Raw genomic sequence first — 18,888 nt, forward strand, 5'->3', positions numbered from 1 at the left:
GGTGTTCCTGTGAATCTTTATTACCGTTCCAGCGACAATCCCGGTTCGACGGGCGTGTGGTTCGGATATTTATCCCGGCATCTGCATCCTTGCCCTACATCGATCCGCGTAACCGGGGCACCAGAGTAGTCAACCGACTGCCCCCGGAGAGCGCCTCATGCTTTCAGCCCTCAATACGCGGTTGCCGACACCAGAGAGCGTCGATGCTCTGCGCAGGCAGCTGCACCTCGACCCTGTGGCTTTGCGTCCCGGGATGCTGCCTCTCCAACGAGATGTGTGCTGGATCGCCGACAAGATTCTGGAAAAGCTGACCCCCCTTGCAGGCTACCCTCGCGACCAGTTGGCAATAGAGGCACTCCACCACAGACTGTCCAACGGCCCACCAAGCCTGGAAGTGTCGGTTGAGGCGTTACCTGACTTGTACGCGTTTTTCAAAAAAGCCGAACACATGCTCAGCCGTCATCGATCTCGTCAAAACCCGGACATCGAGGCCGATTACACACTGTGTCGTGCGCTCAAATGGCAGTTTCGCGCAGCCGTCAGCGAGGGTAACCACCAGCGCCTGACGCACAATCTGCTGCAGTCGCTGAGCTATATCCGCGATGGCGGCGAACGGATCAACCATCGTCATATCGGCTACGACATTGCCCTGGAATCGACGCGACAGATCAGTGCCGGGCCGCATCTGGCTGCCGACTCTCGCTTGGCAACCACGGCAGATCAGCGGATCAAGAGCACGCGCATCATTGCCCTGCAGGGCAAATTCAAATCAGCGCTGTCACAACCGAGCGAGTCCCGGTCTCGGGCCCAACTTGGCCTTGGCTATGTATCGTCTCGCGAGTACGCGAGCCTGGAGCACTACGCCGATGCCCGCAGCCATTCTGTACGCACGTCGCTGAGCGAGAGCATCGGGCGCACCGCCAATAACTTGCGCAACCTGGTGAGTGACAGCTGCAACCTGCGCAGGCACCGCGCTTACTCAACACAGAGCCAACCCTATGTCAGGGACACCCTTGCCCGCGCAGGCCTGGTCAACGTTGAACTGCCCTGCCTGCATAGTCCCTCCCAACCCATCATGACCGAAAGGGGCATCGCACTGACCATGCGAGGCAAGGTGGCGGTCGACTTCTTCAGTTTCCTGAATGTGCACACCACGATCGAACTTACTTTGCAGCGCACCCGGCAACATAAAGCCCTGGATATTCTCGGCTTGCACGAAATGTCCCCGGCGCTGGCGAAGCAGCAACTGGTCTCGCTCAAGCATCCCGATGACAGCCCCACGGCACTGTTGAATGACATGAAAAACCATGTCATTTCCAGCAGCCGGCAATTCACCCGGAGCGTCAGCAAGCCCGTGCCGGCGTCCGAGTTGAACGCCACCCTGCACACCAGCAACCGACAGGCAAGGTCACTGCTGGAGCGATATGCACTGCTCAAGACCGACTCACGCCTGGAGACGCACCTGGACAGCGAAATACGCGCGCTGATCGAGCGCAACCCTGCGCTGCTTCGCCCCGAAGCGCTAAGGACCTACACGCTGACAGCCCAGGCGCAAACACTGTCAGGCTCAGCCGGGGTCACGGCTTCGTCACGGGCCGAGGCAGGCGGTAAAGGGGTGTCCATCGAGTTCAGCCACCGCAAGAGTGATGATCCGCATCTGAGTGGCGATTACCTGACGATCGACATCGCAGCGCTCAAGTCCGTGGCGGTGGTACAAAAAACGCTGCGGCACGCATTGTCATCCATCGGAGACCAGGCGTTCGACTGGGAAAAGCTGGTCCGTTCGATCAGTGAATCGCTGCTCGACCCGACCAGACCTTCGTCTACCCAGGTGCTGGTAAAGATCAAGCACGGCGAACCCGTGATATTACTCACGCGCCATACGGTGAACAAAGCGCGCAACCTGGGGCTGCCCAAGCCTGTTGAACAGTTCAGCGGCATTGATGTGCAGTCTTTGCGCACACGGCAAACCTTGCGCACAGAACGGTTGGGCACCGATTCGTTGGACCATCTTTTGCCAATCGCTCGCCGCTACCTGGGAAGCCCTGGTGAGCAGTCGGGTTGGGACGACTACATACAGCACCACGTCGATGACATTCATGCACTACTCGACGCCCTCGGCCGGCAGACACACGGTACGACACTGGCGGCCGATCTCGACGCGATCAAACGCATCAGCCCGGTACTCGAGCGGGCGGCAGAAGACCTGACACAGCACGCCAAGGCCGCCCTTGAAACACCTACTGGCGAAAACCGCGCCAACGCACGGGAGGCCTTCAATCACCTGCTGCGGGAATACCTGCCGCACTACCAGGCCAAAGTCAGCCAGGCTTGGACCTTGTCCTGAGCCTACGCCATCAACGTCCAGGCGGAGCGCGCCCAGCGGATGCACACCTGCGCGCAACTTCATGTCACAATTTGGCATCTCCCCTGAGAACTCTCCATGGACACTTTGCAAAACATGCGCGCCTTCAGTTGCGTGGCCGAAGCCGGCAGCTTCACCGCCGCCGCCGCGCAACTGGACACCACCACTGCCAACGTCTCGCGCGCGGTCTCCAATCTTGAGGCCCATCTGCAAACCCGCTTGCTCAACCGCACCACCCGCCGCATTGCCCTCACCGAGGCAGGTAAACGCTACCTGCTGCGTTGCGAGCAGATCCTGGCCTACGTCGAAGAAGCCGAGGCCGAAGCCAGCGACGCCCACGCGCGCCCCGCCGGACAGCTGAAAGTGCACACCATGACCGGCATCGGCCAGCACTTCGTCATCGACGCAATTGCCCGCTACCGCCGCACCCACCCGGACGTGACCTTCGACCTGACCCTGGCCAACCGCGTGCCGGACCTGCTGGACGAGGGCTACGACGTGTCCATCGTGCTCGCCAGCGAGCTGCCGGACTCGGGCTTCGTGTCCCAACGCCTGGGCATCACCTACAGCATCGCCTGCGCCTCGCCGGACTACGTCAAGGCCAAGGGCTGCGCACAACGGCCCCAGGATTTGCTCAACCACGCCTGCCTGCGCCTGGTCAGCCCGGTGATCCAGCTGGACAAATGGACCTTCAACGGCCCAGAAGGCCAGGAAAGCGTGGCGATCAATACGTCGCCGTTCCTGGTCAACTCCGCCGACGCGATGAAAACCGCGATCACCAGCGGCATGGGCGTCGGCCTGCTGCCGGTGTATGCAGCCATCGAAGGCCTGCGCAACGGCACATTGGTGCGGGTCATGCCCACCTATCGCTCCCAGGAGCTGAACCTGTACGCCATCTACCCGTCTCGCCAGTACCTGGATGCGAAGATCAAGACCTGGGTGGAATACCTGCGCGGTTCGTTGCCGGAGATCCTGGCGGCGCACCAGGCGGAGTTGGTGGCGTATGAGTTGAGCGGCAGCCTCAGCGGTGCACGGCTGGCGAACTGATTTCTACCAGGCGATACAAGTCTTTAAATGGGGGAGGGGCGGTGTCCTGACAATTGCCGGCAGGAATGTTAGCGTGCTTGGCATTCTTCCGTAGTCGATGAGCCCGCCTGCAATGAAAAAGACCGTCCTCGCCTTCAGCCGTGTCACCCCGCAAATGATCGAACGCCTGCAACAGGATTTCGAGGTGATTGCGCCCAACCCCAAGCTGGGCGATATCAACGCTCAATTCAATGAAGCCCTGCCCCACGCCCACGGTTTGATCGGCGTGGGTCGCAAGCTGGGCCGCGCGCAGCTCGAAGGCGCGGGCAAGCTGGAGGTGGTGTCCAGCGTGTCGGTGGGCTACGACAACTACGATGTGCCGTACTTCAACGAGCGCGGGATCATGCTCACCAACACCCCGGACGTACTGACCGAAAGCACCGCCGACCTGGCCTTCGCCCTGCTGATGAGCAGCGCGCGCCGAGTAGCCGAGCTGGACGCCTGGACCAAGGCCGGCCAATGGAAAGCCAGCGTCGGCGCGCCGCTGTTTGGCTGTGACGTGCATGGCAAGACCCTCGGTATCGTTGGCATGGGCAATATTGGCGCGGCCGTGGCCCGGCGTGGGCGCCTGGGCTTCAATATGCCGATCCTGTACAGCGGCAACAGCCGCAAGACCGCGCTGGAACAGGAACTGGGCGCGCAATTCCGCAGCCTGGACCAGTTGCTGGCCGAGGCGGATTTCGTCTGCCTGGTGGTGCCGTTGAGCGACAAGACCCGCCACCTGATCAGCACCCGCGAATTGGGGCTGATGAAGTCCAGCGCGATCCTGATCAATATCTCCCGTGGCCCGGTGGTGGACGAACCGGCGCTGATCCAGGCCCTGCAAAACCACACCATTCGCGGTGCCGGCCTGGATGTGTATGAGCAGGAGCCATTGGCCGAGTCGCCGCTGTTCCAGCTGAGCAACGCGGTGACCCTGCCGCACATCGGTTCGGCGACCCATGAAACCCGCGAAGCCATGGCCAACCGCGCGTTGGACAACCTGCGCAGCGCCCTGCTGGGCCAGCGTCCGCAGGACCTGGTGAACCCGCAGGTGTGGAAGGGCTGACACGGGCCCAACCCGACACAAAATCGGGTTAAAGCCTGGCTCTCCCGAGTCGATAACCTTCAATAGAAGTTCGTCATCCCTGATCCACAGAAGGTTTTTATGTCCACCACCAAAGCCCGCGCAGACTCACTCTCGCTTCTGCTCTTTACCTTGCGCAGCGGCAAGCTGATGGCCATCAACCTGCTGAAAGTCAGCGAGATCATCCCTTGCCCGCCGCTGACCAAGCTGCCGGAGTCTCATCCCCACGTCAAAGGCATCGCCACCCTGCGTGGCAACTCATTGGCGGTGATCGACCTAAGTCGCGCCTTGGGGGAAATGCCCCTGGAAGACCCGAACGGCGGCTGCCTGATCGTCACCGACGTGAGCCGTTCCAAGCAGGGCCTGCATGTGCAGGCCGTGAGCAAGATCGTGCACTGCCTGACCACCGATATTCGTCCACCGCCCTACGGCTCTGGCGGCAACCGTGCGTTCATCACCGGGGTGACCCAGGTAGAAGGCGGCCTGGTGCAGGTGCTGGACATCGAAAAAGTCATCCATGGCATCGCCCCGGCGCCGATTGAAGCGGCGCCTACCGACCTGACCATGGAAGAGGCGGAAGTGCTCGGCAATGCGCGGATCCTGGTGGTGGATGACAGCCAGGTCGCCTTGCAGCAGTCGGTGCACACCCTGCGCAACCTTGGCCTGACCTGTCACACCGCGCGCAGCGCCAAAGAAGCCATCGATGTGCTACTGGAACTGCAAGGCACGGCCGCGCAGATCAATGTGGTGGTGTCGGACATCGAGATGTCCGAAATGGACGGTTATGCCCTGACCCGCACCCTGCGTGAAACCCCGGACTTCCAGGATCTCTACGTGCTGCTGCATACCTCCCTGGACAGCGCGATGAACAGCGAAAAGGCGCGCCTGGCCGGTGCCAACGCGGTGCTGACCAAGTTCTCCTCGCCCGAACTGACCAAATGCCTGGTGGTCGCCGCCCAGACCGTGGCGCAACAGGGGCTGTAACCGGTGGCGGAGTATTTCCAACTGCTGCGCCGCGACCTCACCGGCAGCCTGCCTGCACCGCAATGGCCGGCCCATACGCAGTTGGATCACTACCGCGACGAGCTGGCCCCGGCGATCCATGCGGTGCTGCGCATGACCCAGGAGCAAGGGGGTGGCCGCGTTCCTCATCTGCACGCCTGGCAGCAGCTGTTTGTCAGCGACGCCGAATTCGATCCCACGCTGTGTCTGGTGGTCAGCAATGGCGATGGCATTCTCGGCGTGGCGCAGTGCTGGACCAGCGCGTTTATCAAGAACCTGTCCGTGCATCCTTGCGCTCAAGGCCAAGGCCTGGGCCGCGCGTTGCTGCTGCACTGCTTCCAGGTGTTCAAGCAGCGTGGCGAACCCTATGTCGACCTCAAGGTGCTGGAGAGCAACCGGCGCGCCCGACAACTGTACGAAAGCGCGGGCATGGTCTTTGTGCTGCGGGATGTGGTCGCCGACGACTGACAGGCGCTGGCGCATAACTTGCTTCCAGAGCAGCACAACGGTGGATAGAGGTAAAAACCCGTCACTGTTCCTGCGTGCCCTCTGACCTAGCCTGGTGACAGATCCGCCATGAACACCCATTTTTCCTGCGTCGGTTGCGGCAAGTGCTGCAGCGATCATCACGTCCCCCTGACCCTCCAGGAAGCCCGCCAATGGGCGGCTGACGGCGGTAACGTCATCGTTCTGGTGGAGGGTTTCCTGAGCAATGGCCTGGGCCTGCCTCAACTGCAGCGCGAACATGCCGAGCGGCGTTCGGTGGTGGTGCCCAGCGGCAGCACCGAGGCGTTTGTGGCAATCACCTTTGCCGCCTACAACGCCGGGCGCTGCCGGAATCTTGACGCCGACAACCTATGCCGCATCTACGAGCGCCGCCCGTTGGTGTGCCGCATCTACCCGATGGAGATCAACCCGCATATCCCGCTCAACCCCGCCGCCAAGGATTGCCCGCCGGAATCCTGGGAACAGGGCCCGGCGTTGATCGTCGGGGGTGAATTGATGGACCCGGAGCTGGTGGAACTGATCCAACGCTCGCGCCAGGCCGACCGAGACGACGTGCAGACCAAGGAGGCGGTGTGCGCCTTGCTGGGCATCCGCACCACGGCGCTCAAGGGTGATGGGTTCACCGCGTACCTGCCGGACATGGACGCGTTTGCCCAGGCGATTGAGCTGGCGCTGGACCGGCCGGCCGTGGCCAATGAGTGGGTGTTTCATGTATCGGGGATGGACATCGCCGAACAGTTGCTGGATGCCGGCGCGCAGATTGCCACCGAGGTGCCGGCCAACTATGCGTTTATCTCGCTGCGGGCAGCGTAGACCTTGAAGGCCGCCGATCAGTGCTCGGCAGGAACGGCGTCAAGGCGGTAGGGCTGGATGATCCGCTGGTACTCGCCGCTCTGCTTCAGTTGTTCAAGGGCGCAGTTGAGTTCGTTGCGCAATGCGGTGTCAGGTTTGCGCACCGCGATGGCCACACCATCGCCCAAAAGCTCGGACGAAATGGCAGGGCCGACGAAGTCGAAATCGTGGCCGTCTTCGGTGTCGAGCAAGGCTTCACGAATTTCTACCGTGCCTTGCAGGGTCGCATCAATCTCGCCGGCTTTAAGGCTGCTGACTAATTCATTGTTGAGCCAGAAGCTCTTGACGATGACGCCATTTGGCGCCCACATCGAGCGGGCAAAAGCCTCACGATTACTTCCCAGCAACACGCCGACTCGCTTGCCCTTGAGCGACTTTACCCGCGGCTGCAAGTTGGACATGCGGCGCGCCACCAGGCGCGTGGTGAAGGGGTAGAGGTTATCGGTGAAGCCCACCCAACGTTGCCGCTGCGAGGTCGGCGCCATCCCCATGATCGCGTCGAATTTCCTGGCTTCAAGGGAGATGAAATCTTCGGCAAGCACCTGGTCGACCCAGATGCAGCGTGCATTCAACTGCACGCACAGGGCGTTGCCCAACTCGATATTCAAGCCGACCAACTGCCCTTGCGGGTCGCGGCTCTGGAACGGGGGGAATTGTGCAGCAACGGCGAAACGGATTTCACGCTGCGGTGGATCATCGGCCGCAGAGGCATCCGCCGCAAGCAACAGGGCAAACACTACACAGATGTGTATCAGAGCCAAGGGAAACGTCCTTTTCCGGAAAGACCAGCATCGCCCCACTCCCCCCTGAAATCAAAGGGGCAGAGCAAAGGCTGTGCAAGCTTTCAAGAAACGGTCGCAGGCCTACAATCAGAAATTTCAGCAGAGGCTGTAGGCAATAATCGACACGGTGTGCGACTTGTTAGTCTCAGCGTTTACCCATCGAACGACGAGTCCCCGGCGGAGCCATGCCTGGCGACTTGGTATGGCCGTTCTTGGCGCCGTTTTTGTACCAGGGTTGGGCCGCATTCCTGGCCCCAGCCAGCTCACCCGGCTTGAACGGAAACTTGAACGCCGGGATCTCGGCTTTTTCAACGCCTTCGGCGCTGGCCGGATCGACGATGTCGGTCGCTTCAACAGGGGGTTGTGTCGGGGAAGTCATGAAAGCTCCGGGGCGTGCAAAAAATGATGCGGGGCCGGCTTGCGGGCCACACTGGCGCGCAGTATACCTGCGAGCTTCAGATCTTTAACCACCACCGGTACGAATGGTCGGAGTTTGCTGACAGCGCTGTCAGTTAGCCGTCACCGTGCTGACCGGGTTGAAGGGCTATAAAGGCCGCTCACTCTCCCCATCCTTTGCCCCGGCGCCTCACCCATGCACATTCAACGAAAAACTGCCCTGATCGTGGGTGTCCTCGTGGTCGTGGCGGTTGCAGCCTGGGCGCTGACCCGCCCAGCCAAGGCCAGACTGGCGGCACCCACCGCGATCCCGGTGCGGGTGGTGAGCGTAGCGCAGCAGGACATTCCACGCTTTGTCAGCGGCATCGGCACGGTGTTGTCCCTGCACAGCGTGGTCATTCGCCCGCAGGTCGACGGCATTCTCACCCAATTGCCGGTCAAGGAAGGCCAGTGGGTCAAGGCCGGCGACCTACTGGCCAGAATCGATGATCGCTCGATCCGCGCCAGTCTCGACCAGGCCAGGGCGCAACTGGGCGAGAGCCAGGCGCAGTTGCAGGTGGCGCTGGTCAACCTCAAGCGCTACAAGGAATTGAGCGTCGACGACGGCGTGTCCAAGCAGACCTACGACCAGCAACAAGCCCTGGTCAACCAACTCAAGGCCACCGTCCAAGGTAACCAGGCCGCCATTGATGCAGCCCAGGTCCAGCTGTCCTACACCCAGATTCGCTCACCGGTCAGTGGCCGCGTCGGTATTCGCAATGTGGATGAAGGCAACTTCCTGCGCACCAGCGATACCCAGGGCCTGTTCTCCGTGACCCAGATCGACCCGATTGCCGTTGAGTTCTCTTTGCCGCAACAGATGCTGCCGACCCTGCAAGGCCTGATCGCCGCGCCTGCCAAGGCCAGCGTCGACGCCTACCTGGGTGCCGACACCGACGGCCAGACCGGCGACTTGCTCGGCGAAGGCCACTTGAGCCTGATCGACAACCAGATCAGCTCCACCACTGGCACCGTGCGCGCCAAGGCCGAGTTCAACAACGCCTCGCAACGCCTGTGGCCGGGGCAGCTGGTGACCATCAAGATCCAGACCGCCCTCGACAAAAATGCCTTGGTGGTGCCGCCGACCGTGGTGCAACGCGGCCTGGATTCGCACTTCGTGTACCGGGTCAGTGGCGACAAAGTGGAGGTGGTGCCGGTGCAGGTGACGTACCAGGACAGCGACGTCAACATCATCAAGGGCGTACAGGCCGGCGATGTGCTAGTCAGTGACGGCCAGTCGCGGCTCAAGGCCGGTGCCCAGGTGGAGGTGCTCAAGGAGCCGCCGCAAGTGATCCAGACCGTCGACGCCAAGGTGCAGCCATGAACGGCAGCCGTTCGCCCTCGGCCTGGTGCGTCGACCACCCGGTCGCCACCCTGTTGTTGACCTTCGCCCTAGTGCTGCTCGGGATCATTGCCTTCCCGCGCCTGGCCATCGCGCCACTGCCGGAGGCGGAATTTCCGACGATCCAGGTCACCGCACAATTGCCCGGCGCCAGCCCGGACACCATGGCGTCCTCGGTGGCGACGCCACTGGAAGTGCAGTTCAGCGCCATCCCCGGCATGACCCAGATGACCTCCAGCAGTGCCTTGGGCTCAAGCCTGTTGACCCTGCAATTCACCCTCGATAAGAGCATCGACACCGCCGCGCAGGAAGTGCAGGCAGCGATCAACACCGCATCCGGCAAGCTGCCCAGCGACATGCCGAGCCTGCCCACCTGGAAGAAGGTCAACCCGGCGGACAGCCCGGTGCTTATCCTCAGTGTCAGCTCCGACAGCATGCCCAGCACCGAGTTGAGCGACTATGTGGAAACCCTGCTGGCGCGGCAGATCAGCCAGATCGACGGCGTCGGCCAGATCAACATTACCGGCCAGCAGCGCCCGGCGATCCGCGTGCAGGCGTCCCCCGACAAACTCGCGGCCATCGGCCTGACCCTGGCCGATATTCGCCTGGCCATCCAGCAATCGAGCCTCAACCTGGCCAAGGGTGCGATCTACGGCGAGAACAGCGTGTCGACCCTGTCGACCAACGACCAGCTGTTTCACCCGGAGGACTACGCCCAACTGATCGTGTCCTACAAGGATGGCGCACCTGTTCAACTGCGTGATATCGCCAAAGTCATCAACGGTTCGGAAAACGCCTACGTGCAGGCCTGGTCCGGCGACACTCCGGGGGTCAACCTGGTGATCTCGCGCCAGCCCGGCGCCAACATTGTCGAGACGGTGGACCGCATCCAGGCCGAACTGCCGCGCCTGCAAGGCATGCTGCCGGCTTCGGTGCAGGTCAGCGTGTTGAGCGACCGCACCAAGACCATCCGCGCGTCCCTGCATGAAGTGGAAGTCACCCTGCTGATCGCCATCCTGCTGGTGGTGGCGGTGATGGCACTGTTCCTGCGCCAGTTGTCGGCGACGCTGATTGTGTCCAGCGTGCTCGGCGTGTCGCTGGTCGCCAGTTTTGCGTTGATGTACCTGATGGGCTTCAGCCTGAACAACCTCACCCTGGTGGCAATCGTGATCGCCGTGGGCTTTGTGGTCGACGATGCCATCGTGGTGGTGGAGAACATTCACCGCCACCTCGAAGCGGGGCTTGGCAAGCGCGAAGCGGCGATCAAGGGCGCCGGCGAGATTGGTTTTACCGTGGTGTCCATCAGCTTCTCGCTGGTGGCGGCGTTTATTCCGCTGCTGTTCATGGGTGGCGTGGTCGGACGGCTGTTCAAGGAATTCGCGCTGACGGCCACCTCGACCATCCTGATTTCGGTGGTGGTCTCCTTGACCCTGGCACCGACATTGGCCGCGCTGTTCATGCGCGCCCCGACCCATACCACCCACGACAAACCCGGCTTCAGCGAGCGCCTGCTCGCCGGCTATGCGCGCAACCTGCGTCGCGCACTGGCCCATCAACGCACCATGGCCGCCATTTTCGTGGTGACCCTGGCCCTGGCGGTGGTCGGCTACGTGTTTATCCCCAAGGGCTTCTTTCCGGTACAGGACACCGGTTTTGTGCTCGGCACCAGCGAAGCGGCGGCGGATGTGTCCTACCCGGACATGGTCGCCAAGCACAAGGCCCTGGCCGAGATCGTCAAGGATGATCCGGCGGTGCAGGCATTTTCCCATTCGGTGGGGGTGACCGGCAGCAACCAGACCATCGCCAACGGGCGCTTCTGGATCGCCTTGAAAGACCGCGGTGATCGCGACGTGTCCGCCAGCCAGTTCATCGACCGCATCCGGCCCAAGCTCGCGAAAGTGCCGGGCATCGTGCTGTACCTGCGCGCGGGCCAGGACATCAACCTCAGCTCCGGCCCCAGCCGTGCCCAGTACCAGTACGTACTCAAGAGCAACGACGGCCCGACACTCAACACCTGGACCCAGCGTCTGACCGAAAAACTGCGCGCCAACCCGGCGTTTCGCGACCTGTCCAACGACCTGCAACTGGGCGGCAGCATCACCCATATCAGCATTGATCGCCAGGCCGCCGCGCGCTTTGGCCTGACCGCCACCGATGTCGACCAGGCGCTCTACGACGCCTTCGGCCAGCGCCAGATCAACGAGTTCCAGACCGAGATCAACCAGTACCAGGTGGTGCTGGAACTGGACACCCAGCAGCGCGGCAAAGCCGAAAGCCTCAACTACTTCTACCTGCGCTCGCCGTTGACCAACGAGATGGTGCCGTTGTCGGCAGTGGCCAAGGTCGACCCGCCGACCGTGGGCCCCTTGTCCATCAGCCATGACGGCATGTTCCCCGCCGCCAACCTATCGTTCAACCTGGCACCCGGTGTGGCGCTGGGCGACGCGGTGATCATGCTCAACCAGGCCAAGAATGAAATCGGCATGCCGACCACCATCATCGGCAACTTCCAGGGCGCGGCCCAGGCGTTCCAGAGTTCGCTGGCCAGCCAGCCGTGGCTGATCCTCGCGGCGCTGGTGGCGGTCTACATCATTCTGGGTGTGTTGTATGAGAGCTTCGTGCACCCGCTGACGATTATCTCCACCTTGCCCTCGGCGGGGCTGGGCGCGCTGATCATGCTGTCGCTGATGGGCCAGGACTTCTCGATCATGGCGCTGATCGGCCTGGTGTTGCTGATCGGCATCGTGAAGAAGAACGGCATCCTGATGATCGACTTTGCCCTGGAAGCCCAGCGCGTCAGAGGTATGTCACCGGAGGATGCGATCTACGAAGCCTGCGTGACACGGTTCCGCCCGATCATCATGACCACCCTCGCCGCCCTGCTCGGTGCGGTACCGCTGATGCTCGGCGCCGGCCCTGGCGCGGAAATGCGCCAGCCCCTGGGCATCGCGGTGGTCGGCGGCTTGCTGGTGAGCCAGGCGCTGACGCTGTTCACCACACCGGTCATATACTTGTACCTTGAGAAATTTTTCCACCGGCCCAAACCAGCGGTTGAGCTGGCGACCACACACTGAGGCCAAGGCACCGCCCTGGAGCAAAAGGCTCATGCGCGTACTGATTGTTGAAGATGAAGAAAAAACCGCCGACTACCTGCACCGTGGCCTGACGGAGCAAGGCTACGCCGTCGATGTGGCGCGCGAGGGTGTCGAGGGCCTGCACCTGGCGCTGGAAAACGATTACGCGGTAATCGTGCTCGACGTGATGCTGCCCGGCCTCGATGGCTTTGGCGTGCTGCGGGCGTTGCGTGCGCGCAAACAGACGCCGGTGATCATGCTCACCGCCCGCGAGCGCGTGGAAGACCGTATCCGCGGCCTGCGCGAAGGCGCCGACGATTATCTTGGCAAACCGTTTTCCTTCCTCGAACTGGTGGCGCGCCTGCAAGCCCTGACCCGCCGCAGCGGCGGCCACGAGCCGGTGCAAGTGACCGTCGCCGACCTGTGGATCGACCTGATCAGCCGCAAGGCCAGCCGCAACGGCGTGCGCCTGGACCTGACCGCCAAGGAGTTCTCGCTGCTCAGCGTATTGGCGCGGCGCCAGGGCGAAATCCTCTCCAAGACCTCGATTGCGGAAATGGTCTGGGACATCAATTTCGACAGCGACGCCAACGTGGTCGAGGTGGCGATCAAGCGCCTGCGCGCCAAGCTTGACGGGCCATTCGAACACAAGCTGCTGCACACCATTCGCGGCATGGGTTACGTGCTGGAGAATCGCAGTGTCGGCTAACTCCATTGCCCTGCGCCTCAGCAGCATGTTCACCCTCGTGGCGGCGCTGATATTCCTGTTGATCGGCGGCGCGCTGTATCAGCAGGTGGACCGCAGCCTGGGCTTGCTGCCAGGGGCGGAGCTGGATGCGCGCTACAGCGTGTTGGAATCCTCCGTGAACCGCTTCGGCACACCGGACCATTGGGTGAAGATTCAAGCCAAGCTCAAATTACTCGGCGAGGAAGACAAGCGCATCCGCTTCTGGGTCGTCAGCAGCGATCCGACGTACGAGTACGGCAACCCCGATGCGCAGATCCGTGCCTTCGCCGAGGGCCCGACGGGCAAGCGGGATCTGCGCCTGCCGGGGCGCGAGTACCCGCTCAAGGTGCTGGTGAGCCAGTTCCCGGCCAAGGACCAACGCCCGCCGCTGCGCTTCATGATTGCCATCGACACCGAAAACTTCCGCGCCACCCAACACCACCTGCTGGTGGCGCTGGTCAGCCTGGCGCTGGTCGGCGTGGTGCTGGCGGCGCTGCTGGGGTTCTGGGTGTCGCGCATTGGCCTCAAGCCGCTGGGCAAACTCTCGGATGAAGCAAAGAAGCTGGCGCCGCCGAAGCTCTCCGGGCGCCTGCAACTGTCGCCGCTGCCGCCGGAACTGAGTCAGTTCGTCAATTCGTTCAACTCCACACTGGACCGCGTGGAACAGGCCTACTCGCGCCTGGAGTCGTTCAACGCCGACGTCGCCCACGAACTGCGCTCGCCGCTGACCAACCTGATCGGCCAGACCCAGGTTGCCCTGACACGCGGGCGCTCGGCCGAGCATTATTTCGAGGTGCTGCAATCCAATCTCGAGGAATTGGAACGCCTGCGTTCGATCATCAACGACATGCTGTTCCTCGCCAGCGCCGACCAGGGCAGCAAGGCCACCAAGCTGAGCGAAAGCTCCCTGGCCGATGAAGTGGCGACCACTCTCGACTACCTGGACTTCATCCTTGAAGACGCCCAGGTTCAGGTACGCGTGCATGGCGACGCCCGGGTGCAGATCGAAAAAGCCCACCTGCGCCGCGCCCTGATCAACCTGCTGAGCAATGCGGTGCAGCACACCGCGCCCGGGCAGGTGATCGACGTGAACATCGACGTGCTGGAGCATCAGGTAGCCATCGGCGTGACCAACCCTGGCGACGTGATTGCCAGCGAACACCTGCCCCGGCTGTTCGAACGCTTCTATCGGGTGGATGCGTCACGCAGCAACAGCGGGGCAAATCACGGTTTGGGGCTGGCCATCGTCAAGGCGATTGCCTTGATGCACGGCGGTGATGTGTTCGTGCGCAGCGATGTCAGTGGCAATACCTTTGGCATCACTCTGCCGGTCTAGGCATCTCCCCCATGGCCCCAGCATCACTGTTGCTGTTTTGGCAACAGTCATTATCTTGTTACACTCTGTATCGCGGCGCTCGCCTGCGTTAATTTGACGCATCGATGAGCGCGACGGCAAAGGCAGCTGACCCGCTTACCCGAATTTCCCTCGACTTATTTCCAGGGCTCTACACTGGGAATCTGTCTTAAAGCCGCTGACTTCAGCGGCTTTTTTTTGCGGTAAAAAAAGGCCAGGCACACCCCCACGACACTGGCCGTTTTCGATTGACCAAAGGAGCTTCACCGGTGAAGAACTCGCTGACGTTCACCCCGTTATTCCTCGCGATTGCAGCAACGATCGTTCCCCTTGCCCACGCGGCAGACACCACCCCCGCCGACGGATTCGTCGAAGGCTCGCACCTCGACATCAACACCCGCAACTACTACATGAACCGCGACCGGCGCGACCTCCACACCGATGACAGCAAGGAATGGGGCCAAGGTTTTATTGGCACCTTCGAATCCGGCTACACCGAGGGCACCGTCGGCTTCGGCCTGGACGCCCACGCCATGGTTGGCCTCAAGCTCGACGGCGGTGGCGGCACCGACGGTTCCAGCATCCTTCCCTACGGCAGTGCTGACGGCAGCGGCAAAGCGCCCGGTTCGTTTTCCACCGCAGGGGGCACCTTGAAGATGCGCGCCTTCGACACCGAGTTGAAGGCCGGTGACCTGTTCCTCAACAACCCGGTGATCGCCGGCGGCATGACGCGCATGCTGCCGCAGACCTTCCGGGGTGTGAGCCTGACTAACCACAGCTTCGACGGCTGGATGCTCGAAGGCGGCCAGGCCAGCTTCACCAAGCTCTACAACCAGAGTGGCCACCGACGCATCGGCACCAGCTATGGCGCATTGCCCAGCAACGCTGACAGCCAGCACATGAATTGGGCGGGCGTGTCGTTCAGCGGCATCCCGGGAGTGACCAGCAACCTGTACGCCTCCGAACTCAAGGACGTGTGGCACCAGTACTACTACGACCTGGACTACACCTACGCGCTGAACGACCTGGTCAGCCTCAACCCGGGCCTGCACTACTACCACACCCAGGACACCGGCCAGTCGCTGCTCGGTGATATCGACAACAACACCTACAGCCTGCACTTCACCGTCGGCGTGGGCCACCACAGCGTCACCGCCGCCTACCAGCGGGTCAACGGCAACACGCCGTTCGACTACATCAGCCAAGGCGACAGCGTGTACCTGGACAACTCCCAGCAATACTCGGACTTCAACGGCCCCAATGAGCGTTCATGGAAGCTCAAGTACGCCTACGACTTCGCCGGCCTCGGCATGCCTGGCCTGACCTCGGCGGTGTCCTACATCAGCGGCAAGACCGACCTGACCAAGGTCGACCCGCAAAGCCGTGGCTACAGTGCCTGGTACAGCGCCGATGGCAAGGACGCCAGACACTGGGAGCGAGATATCGATGTGAAGTATGTGGTGCAGGGCGGCAAGGCCAAGGATCTGGCGGTGCGCCTGCAATGGGCAACCAATCGTGGCAGTCATGGCTACTCGGCGGTAGACCGGGATGTGGATGAGTACCGAGTGATCGTCGACTACCCGGTCAACGTGTTCTAACGCGCAGATCTTTCTTTTTAACCGAGTATTTAATTTTCATCGGGTAGAACTAAACTGCCAGCATCCACATCGCTGAAGTCTGCCCGATGAGTCAACGCCGTGTCCTTACCCTGGCCGCACGCCCAGAACTGTTAATGGTTCTGGGCAGCGGTATCACTGTTGTCTTGATCGTGGTCATCGTCGCCGCGTTGCTGATCCGCGAACACGCCAGCACCCTGCAGGCCGCTACGCGCTCAACCACCAATATCGCCCAGTTGATCAACGCCGACGTGCTACGGAACGTCGAGCTCTACGACCTGGCACTCAAAGGGTTGATTGCAGCCAAACAACGCGAAGACCTGTCCCAGGTTACGGCGAATATCCAGCACCTGGTGCAGTTTGAGTTGTCTACCGCTGCGCCGTTCAAAGGCGAAGTCCTGTTGCTGGACGCAGACGGCGCAGTGATCGCGGACTCTTCTACCCTGCAGCCCACCCCGCGCAACTTTGCCAGCCGCGATTACTTCCAGGTGCATGCCAAAGACGCCCAGGCCGGTTTGTTCATCAGCCGACCGTTCAAGATCCACTGCGATTGCGACCAGGTCTGGCGCATGGCGTTCAGTCGGCGCGTATCAGGCCCCAATGGTGAATTTGCCGGCGTTGCCGTCGCAACCATGCGCCTGGCGTACTTCGATCAGCTTTTCAGTACGCTCACCATCGGCAATGGCAGCAGCGTCAACCTGCTGAGCAATCGAGGCATTTTGCTCGCCCAGCAACCGCTGCTGGAGCGCGACATGATCGACAAGGACCTGAGCGAACGTCCCAACTTCAAGCGCATGCTGCGCGAAGGCAGTGGCAGCTTCCAGGCCATCTCTGCCATCAGCGGCAAGGAGCGCCTGTACACCTTCACCAATGTCGGAGACCTGCCGCTGATTGTGGTGGTGGCCCTGTCCAGTGAAGATGTATTCGCCCCCTGGAAGCGCGCCGCACTGCTGACCAGCGGCGCCACGGGCATCCTGTGTATCGGTTTGTTATGGCTGACCTGGATGCTGCGCCGGGAACTGCGCCGCCGTTATCGCGCAGAGCGCGTCCTGTCAGAACTGGCAGCCACCGATGCCCTGACCGGCCTGGCCAACCGCCGCATTCTCGACGAACGCCTGCGCCTTGAATGGGACCGGGCGCAACGTTCGCTCGAACCACTGACTGTGCTGATGATCGACGTGGACCACTTCAAGGCCTTCAACGACCGCCACGGCCATCATGGTGGCGATGCAGCACTGCGCACGGTGGCCCAGGTGATCAACAGCAATATCCGCCGCCCTGCCGACCTCGCGGCACGTTACGGCGGCGAGGAGTTCGCGGTTGTACTGCCCAATACGGACGCCAAGGGCGCGTGGGTCATCGCCGAGCATATCCGCAGCAGCATCGAACATTTGCCGCGGGTGGCGGGGGATGAGCAGCCGATCACGGCGAGCATCGGCATGAGCACCCGGGACAAGCGCAGCAGGATGTCCCTGGAGGCTTTGCTGCTCAGCGCGGACCGGGCGTTGTATGAGGCCAAGCACACGGGGCGCAATCGGATTGTGGATGCCAGTGAGGGGTGATGATCGCCCCCACGCTGCGCATGGGAACGAGGGAGGCGCGTCACAGGCACATAAAAAAAGGCCACCCGAAGGCAGCCTTTAAAAACTAAAGAAAGAGAGTTGTTACTTACACCGCCGCAACGGGACGCATGTAAGAGATCGGTGCGGTGCTGGCATCTTCGAAGGTCACGACTTCCCAAGCGTCTGTCTGCTCAATCAACTTGCGCAGCAGCTGGTTGTTAAGGGCGTGGCCCGACTTGAAGCCTTTGAACTCGCCTATCAGGCTATTGCCCAGCAGGTAGAGGTCACCGATTGCATCGAGGATCTTGTGCTTCACGAATTCGTCTTCATAGCGAAGGCCGTCTTCGTTCAGTACACCATCCGCGTCGACCACAATGGCGTTTTCAACGCTGCCGCCGAGTGCGAGGTTGTGCTTGCGCAGGTACTCGATGTCACTCATGAAACCAAAGGTACGGGCGCGGCTGACTTCTTTTACGAACGAAGTGCTGGAAAAATCCACGCTTGCACTCTGGGTGCGGTCACGGAATACCGGGTGATCGAAATCGATCTCAAAGCTCACTTTAAAGCCTTCGAACGGGACGAAGGTGGCGCGCTTGTCGCCGTCTTCTACTGTCACTTCCCGCAGAATGCGTATGAACTTCTTGGCTGCGTCCTGTTCTTCCAGGCCGGCAGATTGAATCAAGAATACGAAGGGTCCAGCGCTGCCATCCATGATCGGGACTTCGGACGCGGAGAGCTCGACGTAGGCGTTATCGATGCCCAAACCGGCCATGGCCGAGAGCAAGTGCTCCACCGTGTCCACTTTGACGTCACCGTTGACCAACGTGGTCGACATCGTGGTTTCGCCAACATTTTCCGCGCGAGCAGGAATCTGCACCACAGGGTCCAGGTCGGCACGCACAAACACGATGCCGGTGTCGACAGGTGCAGGCTTGAGGGTCAGGTATACCTTCTCCCCGGAGTGCAGACCTACACCTGTGGCACGAATAATATTCTTCAGGGTGCGTTGTTTAATCATGGCTTGGACCGCTTCAGCGCAAATTGCGAACTGGTATCAACAAAGGCTGGCGATAATAGCAGACCAGACCTTTGCTGAACACCAATCACCTTCATAGCCC

The 18,888-nt window shown here is 61.7% G+C and carries 15 protein-coding genes; 12 read left to right on the forward strand and 3 right to left on the reverse strand.

The window, feature by feature from the left end; all coding sequences use genetic code 11:
• Positions 1-157: 157 nt before the first annotated feature.
• The 6 genes from AC07OP_RS04595 to AC07OP_RS04620 all read left to right on the forward strand — a co-directional run bounded on the left by AC07OP_RS04595 (position 158) and on the right by AC07OP_RS04620 (position 6,839).
• Complete coding sequence (locus tag AC07OP_RS04595) at positions 158-2,347, forward strand: hypothetical protein (protein WP_495101159.1); 2,190 nt, start codon at positions 158-160, stop codon at positions 2,345-2,347.
• 96 nt (positions 2,348-2,443) lie between these two features.
• The gene (locus AC07OP_RS04600; RefSeq protein WP_027604744.1) at positions 2,444-3,412 is read left to right on the forward strand and encodes a LysR family transcriptional regulator; all 969 of its coding nucleotides are present in this window, start codon (positions 2,444-2,446) and stop codon (positions 3,410-3,412) included.
• A 112-nt stretch (positions 3,413-3,524) separates the two neighbouring features.
• Entirely contained in the window at positions 3,525-4,499 is a 975-nt protein-coding gene (locus tag AC07OP_RS04605; RefSeq protein WP_115486675.1) for a 2-hydroxyacid dehydrogenase, read from the forward strand.
• A 99-nt stretch (positions 4,500-4,598) separates the two neighbouring features.
• Positions 4,599-5,501: a chemotaxis protein CheV gene (locus AC07OP_RS04610; RefSeq protein WP_027604746.1), complete on the forward strand. Its 903-nt coding sequence runs from the start codon at positions 4,599-4,601 to the stop codon at positions 5,499-5,501.
• 3 nt (positions 5,502-5,504) lie between these two features.
• Positions 5,505-5,987 (forward strand): GNAT family N-acetyltransferase, encoded by a 483-nt coding sequence (locus tag AC07OP_RS04615; RefSeq protein ID WP_495101158.1) that lies wholly within the window; start codon positions 5,505-5,507, stop codon positions 5,985-5,987.
• Positions 5,988-6,095: 108 nt separating this feature from the next.
• Positions 6,096-6,839, forward strand: coding sequence for a YkgJ family cysteine cluster protein (locus AC07OP_RS04620; protein WP_495101157.1), 744 nt, complete (start codon positions 6,096-6,098; stop codon positions 6,837-6,839).
• A 17-nt stretch (positions 6,840-6,856) separates the two neighbouring features.
• Here AC07OP_RS04620 and AC07OP_RS04625 read toward each other — a convergent pair whose 3' ends face one another.
• The gene (locus AC07OP_RS04625; RefSeq protein WP_115486672.1) at positions 6,857-7,639 is read right to left on the reverse strand and encodes a transporter substrate-binding domain-containing protein; all 783 of its coding nucleotides are present in this window, start codon (positions 7,637-7,639) and stop codon (positions 6,857-6,859) included.
• A gap of 166 nt (positions 7,640-7,805) precedes the next feature.
• Positions 7,806-8,039: a hypothetical protein gene (locus AC07OP_RS04630; protein WP_027604750.1), complete on the reverse strand. Its 234-nt coding sequence runs from the start codon at positions 8,037-8,039 to the stop codon at positions 7,806-7,808.
• 213 nt (positions 8,040-8,252) lie between these two features.
• Between AC07OP_RS04630 and AC07OP_RS04635 the strand changes: the two genes are divergently transcribed.
• The 6 genes from AC07OP_RS04635 to AC07OP_RS04660 all read left to right on the forward strand — a co-directional run bounded on the left by AC07OP_RS04635 (position 8,253) and on the right by AC07OP_RS04660 (position 17,770).
• A complete protein-coding gene (locus AC07OP_RS04635; protein WP_115486671.1) occupies positions 8,253-9,419 on the forward strand; it encodes an efflux RND transporter periplasmic adaptor subunit in 1,167 nt (388 codons plus the stop codon).
• The gene (locus tag AC07OP_RS04640; protein ID WP_495101156.1) at positions 9,416-12,511 is read left to right on the forward strand and encodes a multidrug efflux RND transporter permease subunit; all 3,096 of its coding nucleotides are present in this window, start codon (positions 9,416-9,418) and stop codon (positions 12,509-12,511) included. The genes AC07OP_RS04635 and AC07OP_RS04640 overlap by 4 nt, the downstream gene beginning before the upstream one ends.
• Positions 12,512-12,542: 31 nt before the next feature.
• Positions 12,543-13,220 (forward strand): heavy metal response regulator transcription factor, encoded by a 678-nt coding sequence (locus AC07OP_RS04645; protein ID WP_027604753.1) that lies wholly within the window; start codon positions 12,543-12,545, stop codon positions 13,218-13,220.
• Entirely contained in the window at positions 13,210-14,574 is a 1,365-nt protein-coding gene (locus AC07OP_RS04650; RefSeq protein WP_115486669.1) for a heavy metal sensor histidine kinase, read from the forward strand. Before AC07OP_RS04645 ends, AC07OP_RS04650 begins: the two co-directional genes overlap by 11 nt.
• Positions 14,575-14,861: 287 nt before the next feature.
• Entirely contained in the window at positions 14,862-16,190 is a 1,329-nt protein-coding gene (locus AC07OP_RS04655; protein WP_495101155.1) for an OprD family porin, read from the forward strand.
• 86 nt (positions 16,191-16,276) lie between these two features.
• On the forward strand, positions 16,277-17,770 hold the full coding sequence (locus AC07OP_RS04660) for a sensor domain-containing diguanylate cyclase (protein WP_495101154.1): 1,494 nt from the start codon (positions 16,277-16,279) through the stop codon (positions 17,768-17,770).
• A gap of 106 nt (positions 17,771-17,876) precedes the next feature.
• Here AC07OP_RS04660 and lpxC read toward each other — a convergent pair whose 3' ends face one another.
• Positions 17,877-18,788 carry a UDP-3-O-acyl-N-acetylglucosamine deacetylase gene (gene lpxC / locus AC07OP_RS04665; RefSeq protein WP_003171886.1) on the reverse strand — a complete coding sequence of 304 codons (912 nt, stop codon included), beginning with the start codon at positions 18,786-18,788 and terminating at the stop codon, positions 17,877-17,879.
• Between the last annotated feature and the right edge of the window lie 100 nt (positions 18,789-18,888).

This window comes from Pseudomonas sp. GW821-FHT09D08 (assembly GCF_059416305.1).

What these genes read in the sequence shown, in the direction of transcription:
- AC07OP_RS04595 (WP_495101159.1), top strand. Translation starts at nt 158, where the DNA reads ATGCTTTCAGCCCTCAATACGCGGTTGCCGACACCAGAGAGCGTCGAT.
- AC07OP_RS04600 (WP_027604744.1), top strand. Translation starts at nt 2,444, where the DNA reads ATGGACACTTTGCAAAACATGCGCGCCTTCAGTTGCGTGGCCGAAGCC.
- AC07OP_RS04605 (WP_115486675.1), top strand. Translation starts at nt 3,525, where the DNA reads ATGAAAAAGACCGTCCTCGCCTTCAGCCGTGTCACCCCGCAAATGATC.
- AC07OP_RS04610 (WP_027604746.1), top strand. Translation starts at nt 4,599, where the DNA reads ATGTCCACCACCAAAGCCCGCGCAGACTCACTCTCGCTTCTGCTCTTT.
- AC07OP_RS04620 (WP_495101157.1), top strand. Translation starts at nt 6,096, where the DNA reads ATGAACACCCATTTTTCCTGCGTCGGTTGCGGCAAGTGCTGCAGCGAT.
- AC07OP_RS04630 (WP_027604750.1), bottom strand. Translation starts at nt 8,039, where the DNA reads ATGACTTCCCCGACACAACCCCCTGTTGAAGCGACCGACATCGTCGAT.
- AC07OP_RS04635 (WP_115486671.1), top strand. Translation starts at nt 8,253, where the DNA reads ATGCACATTCAACGAAAAACTGCCCTGATCGTGGGTGTCCTCGTGGTC.
- AC07OP_RS04640 (WP_495101156.1), top strand. Translation starts at nt 9,416, where the DNA reads ATGAACGGCAGCCGTTCGCCCTCGGCCTGGTGCGTCGACCACCCGGTC.
- AC07OP_RS04645 (WP_027604753.1), top strand. Translation starts at nt 12,543, where the DNA reads ATGCGCGTACTGATTGTTGAAGATGAAGAAAAAACCGCCGACTACCTG.
- AC07OP_RS04660 (WP_495101154.1), top strand. Translation starts at nt 16,277, where the DNA reads ATGAGTCAACGCCGTGTCCTTACCCTGGCCGCACGCCCAGAACTGTTA.
- lpxC (WP_003171886.1), bottom strand. Translation starts at nt 18,788, where the DNA reads ATGATTAAACAACGCACCCTGAAGAATATTATTCGTGCCACAGGTGTA.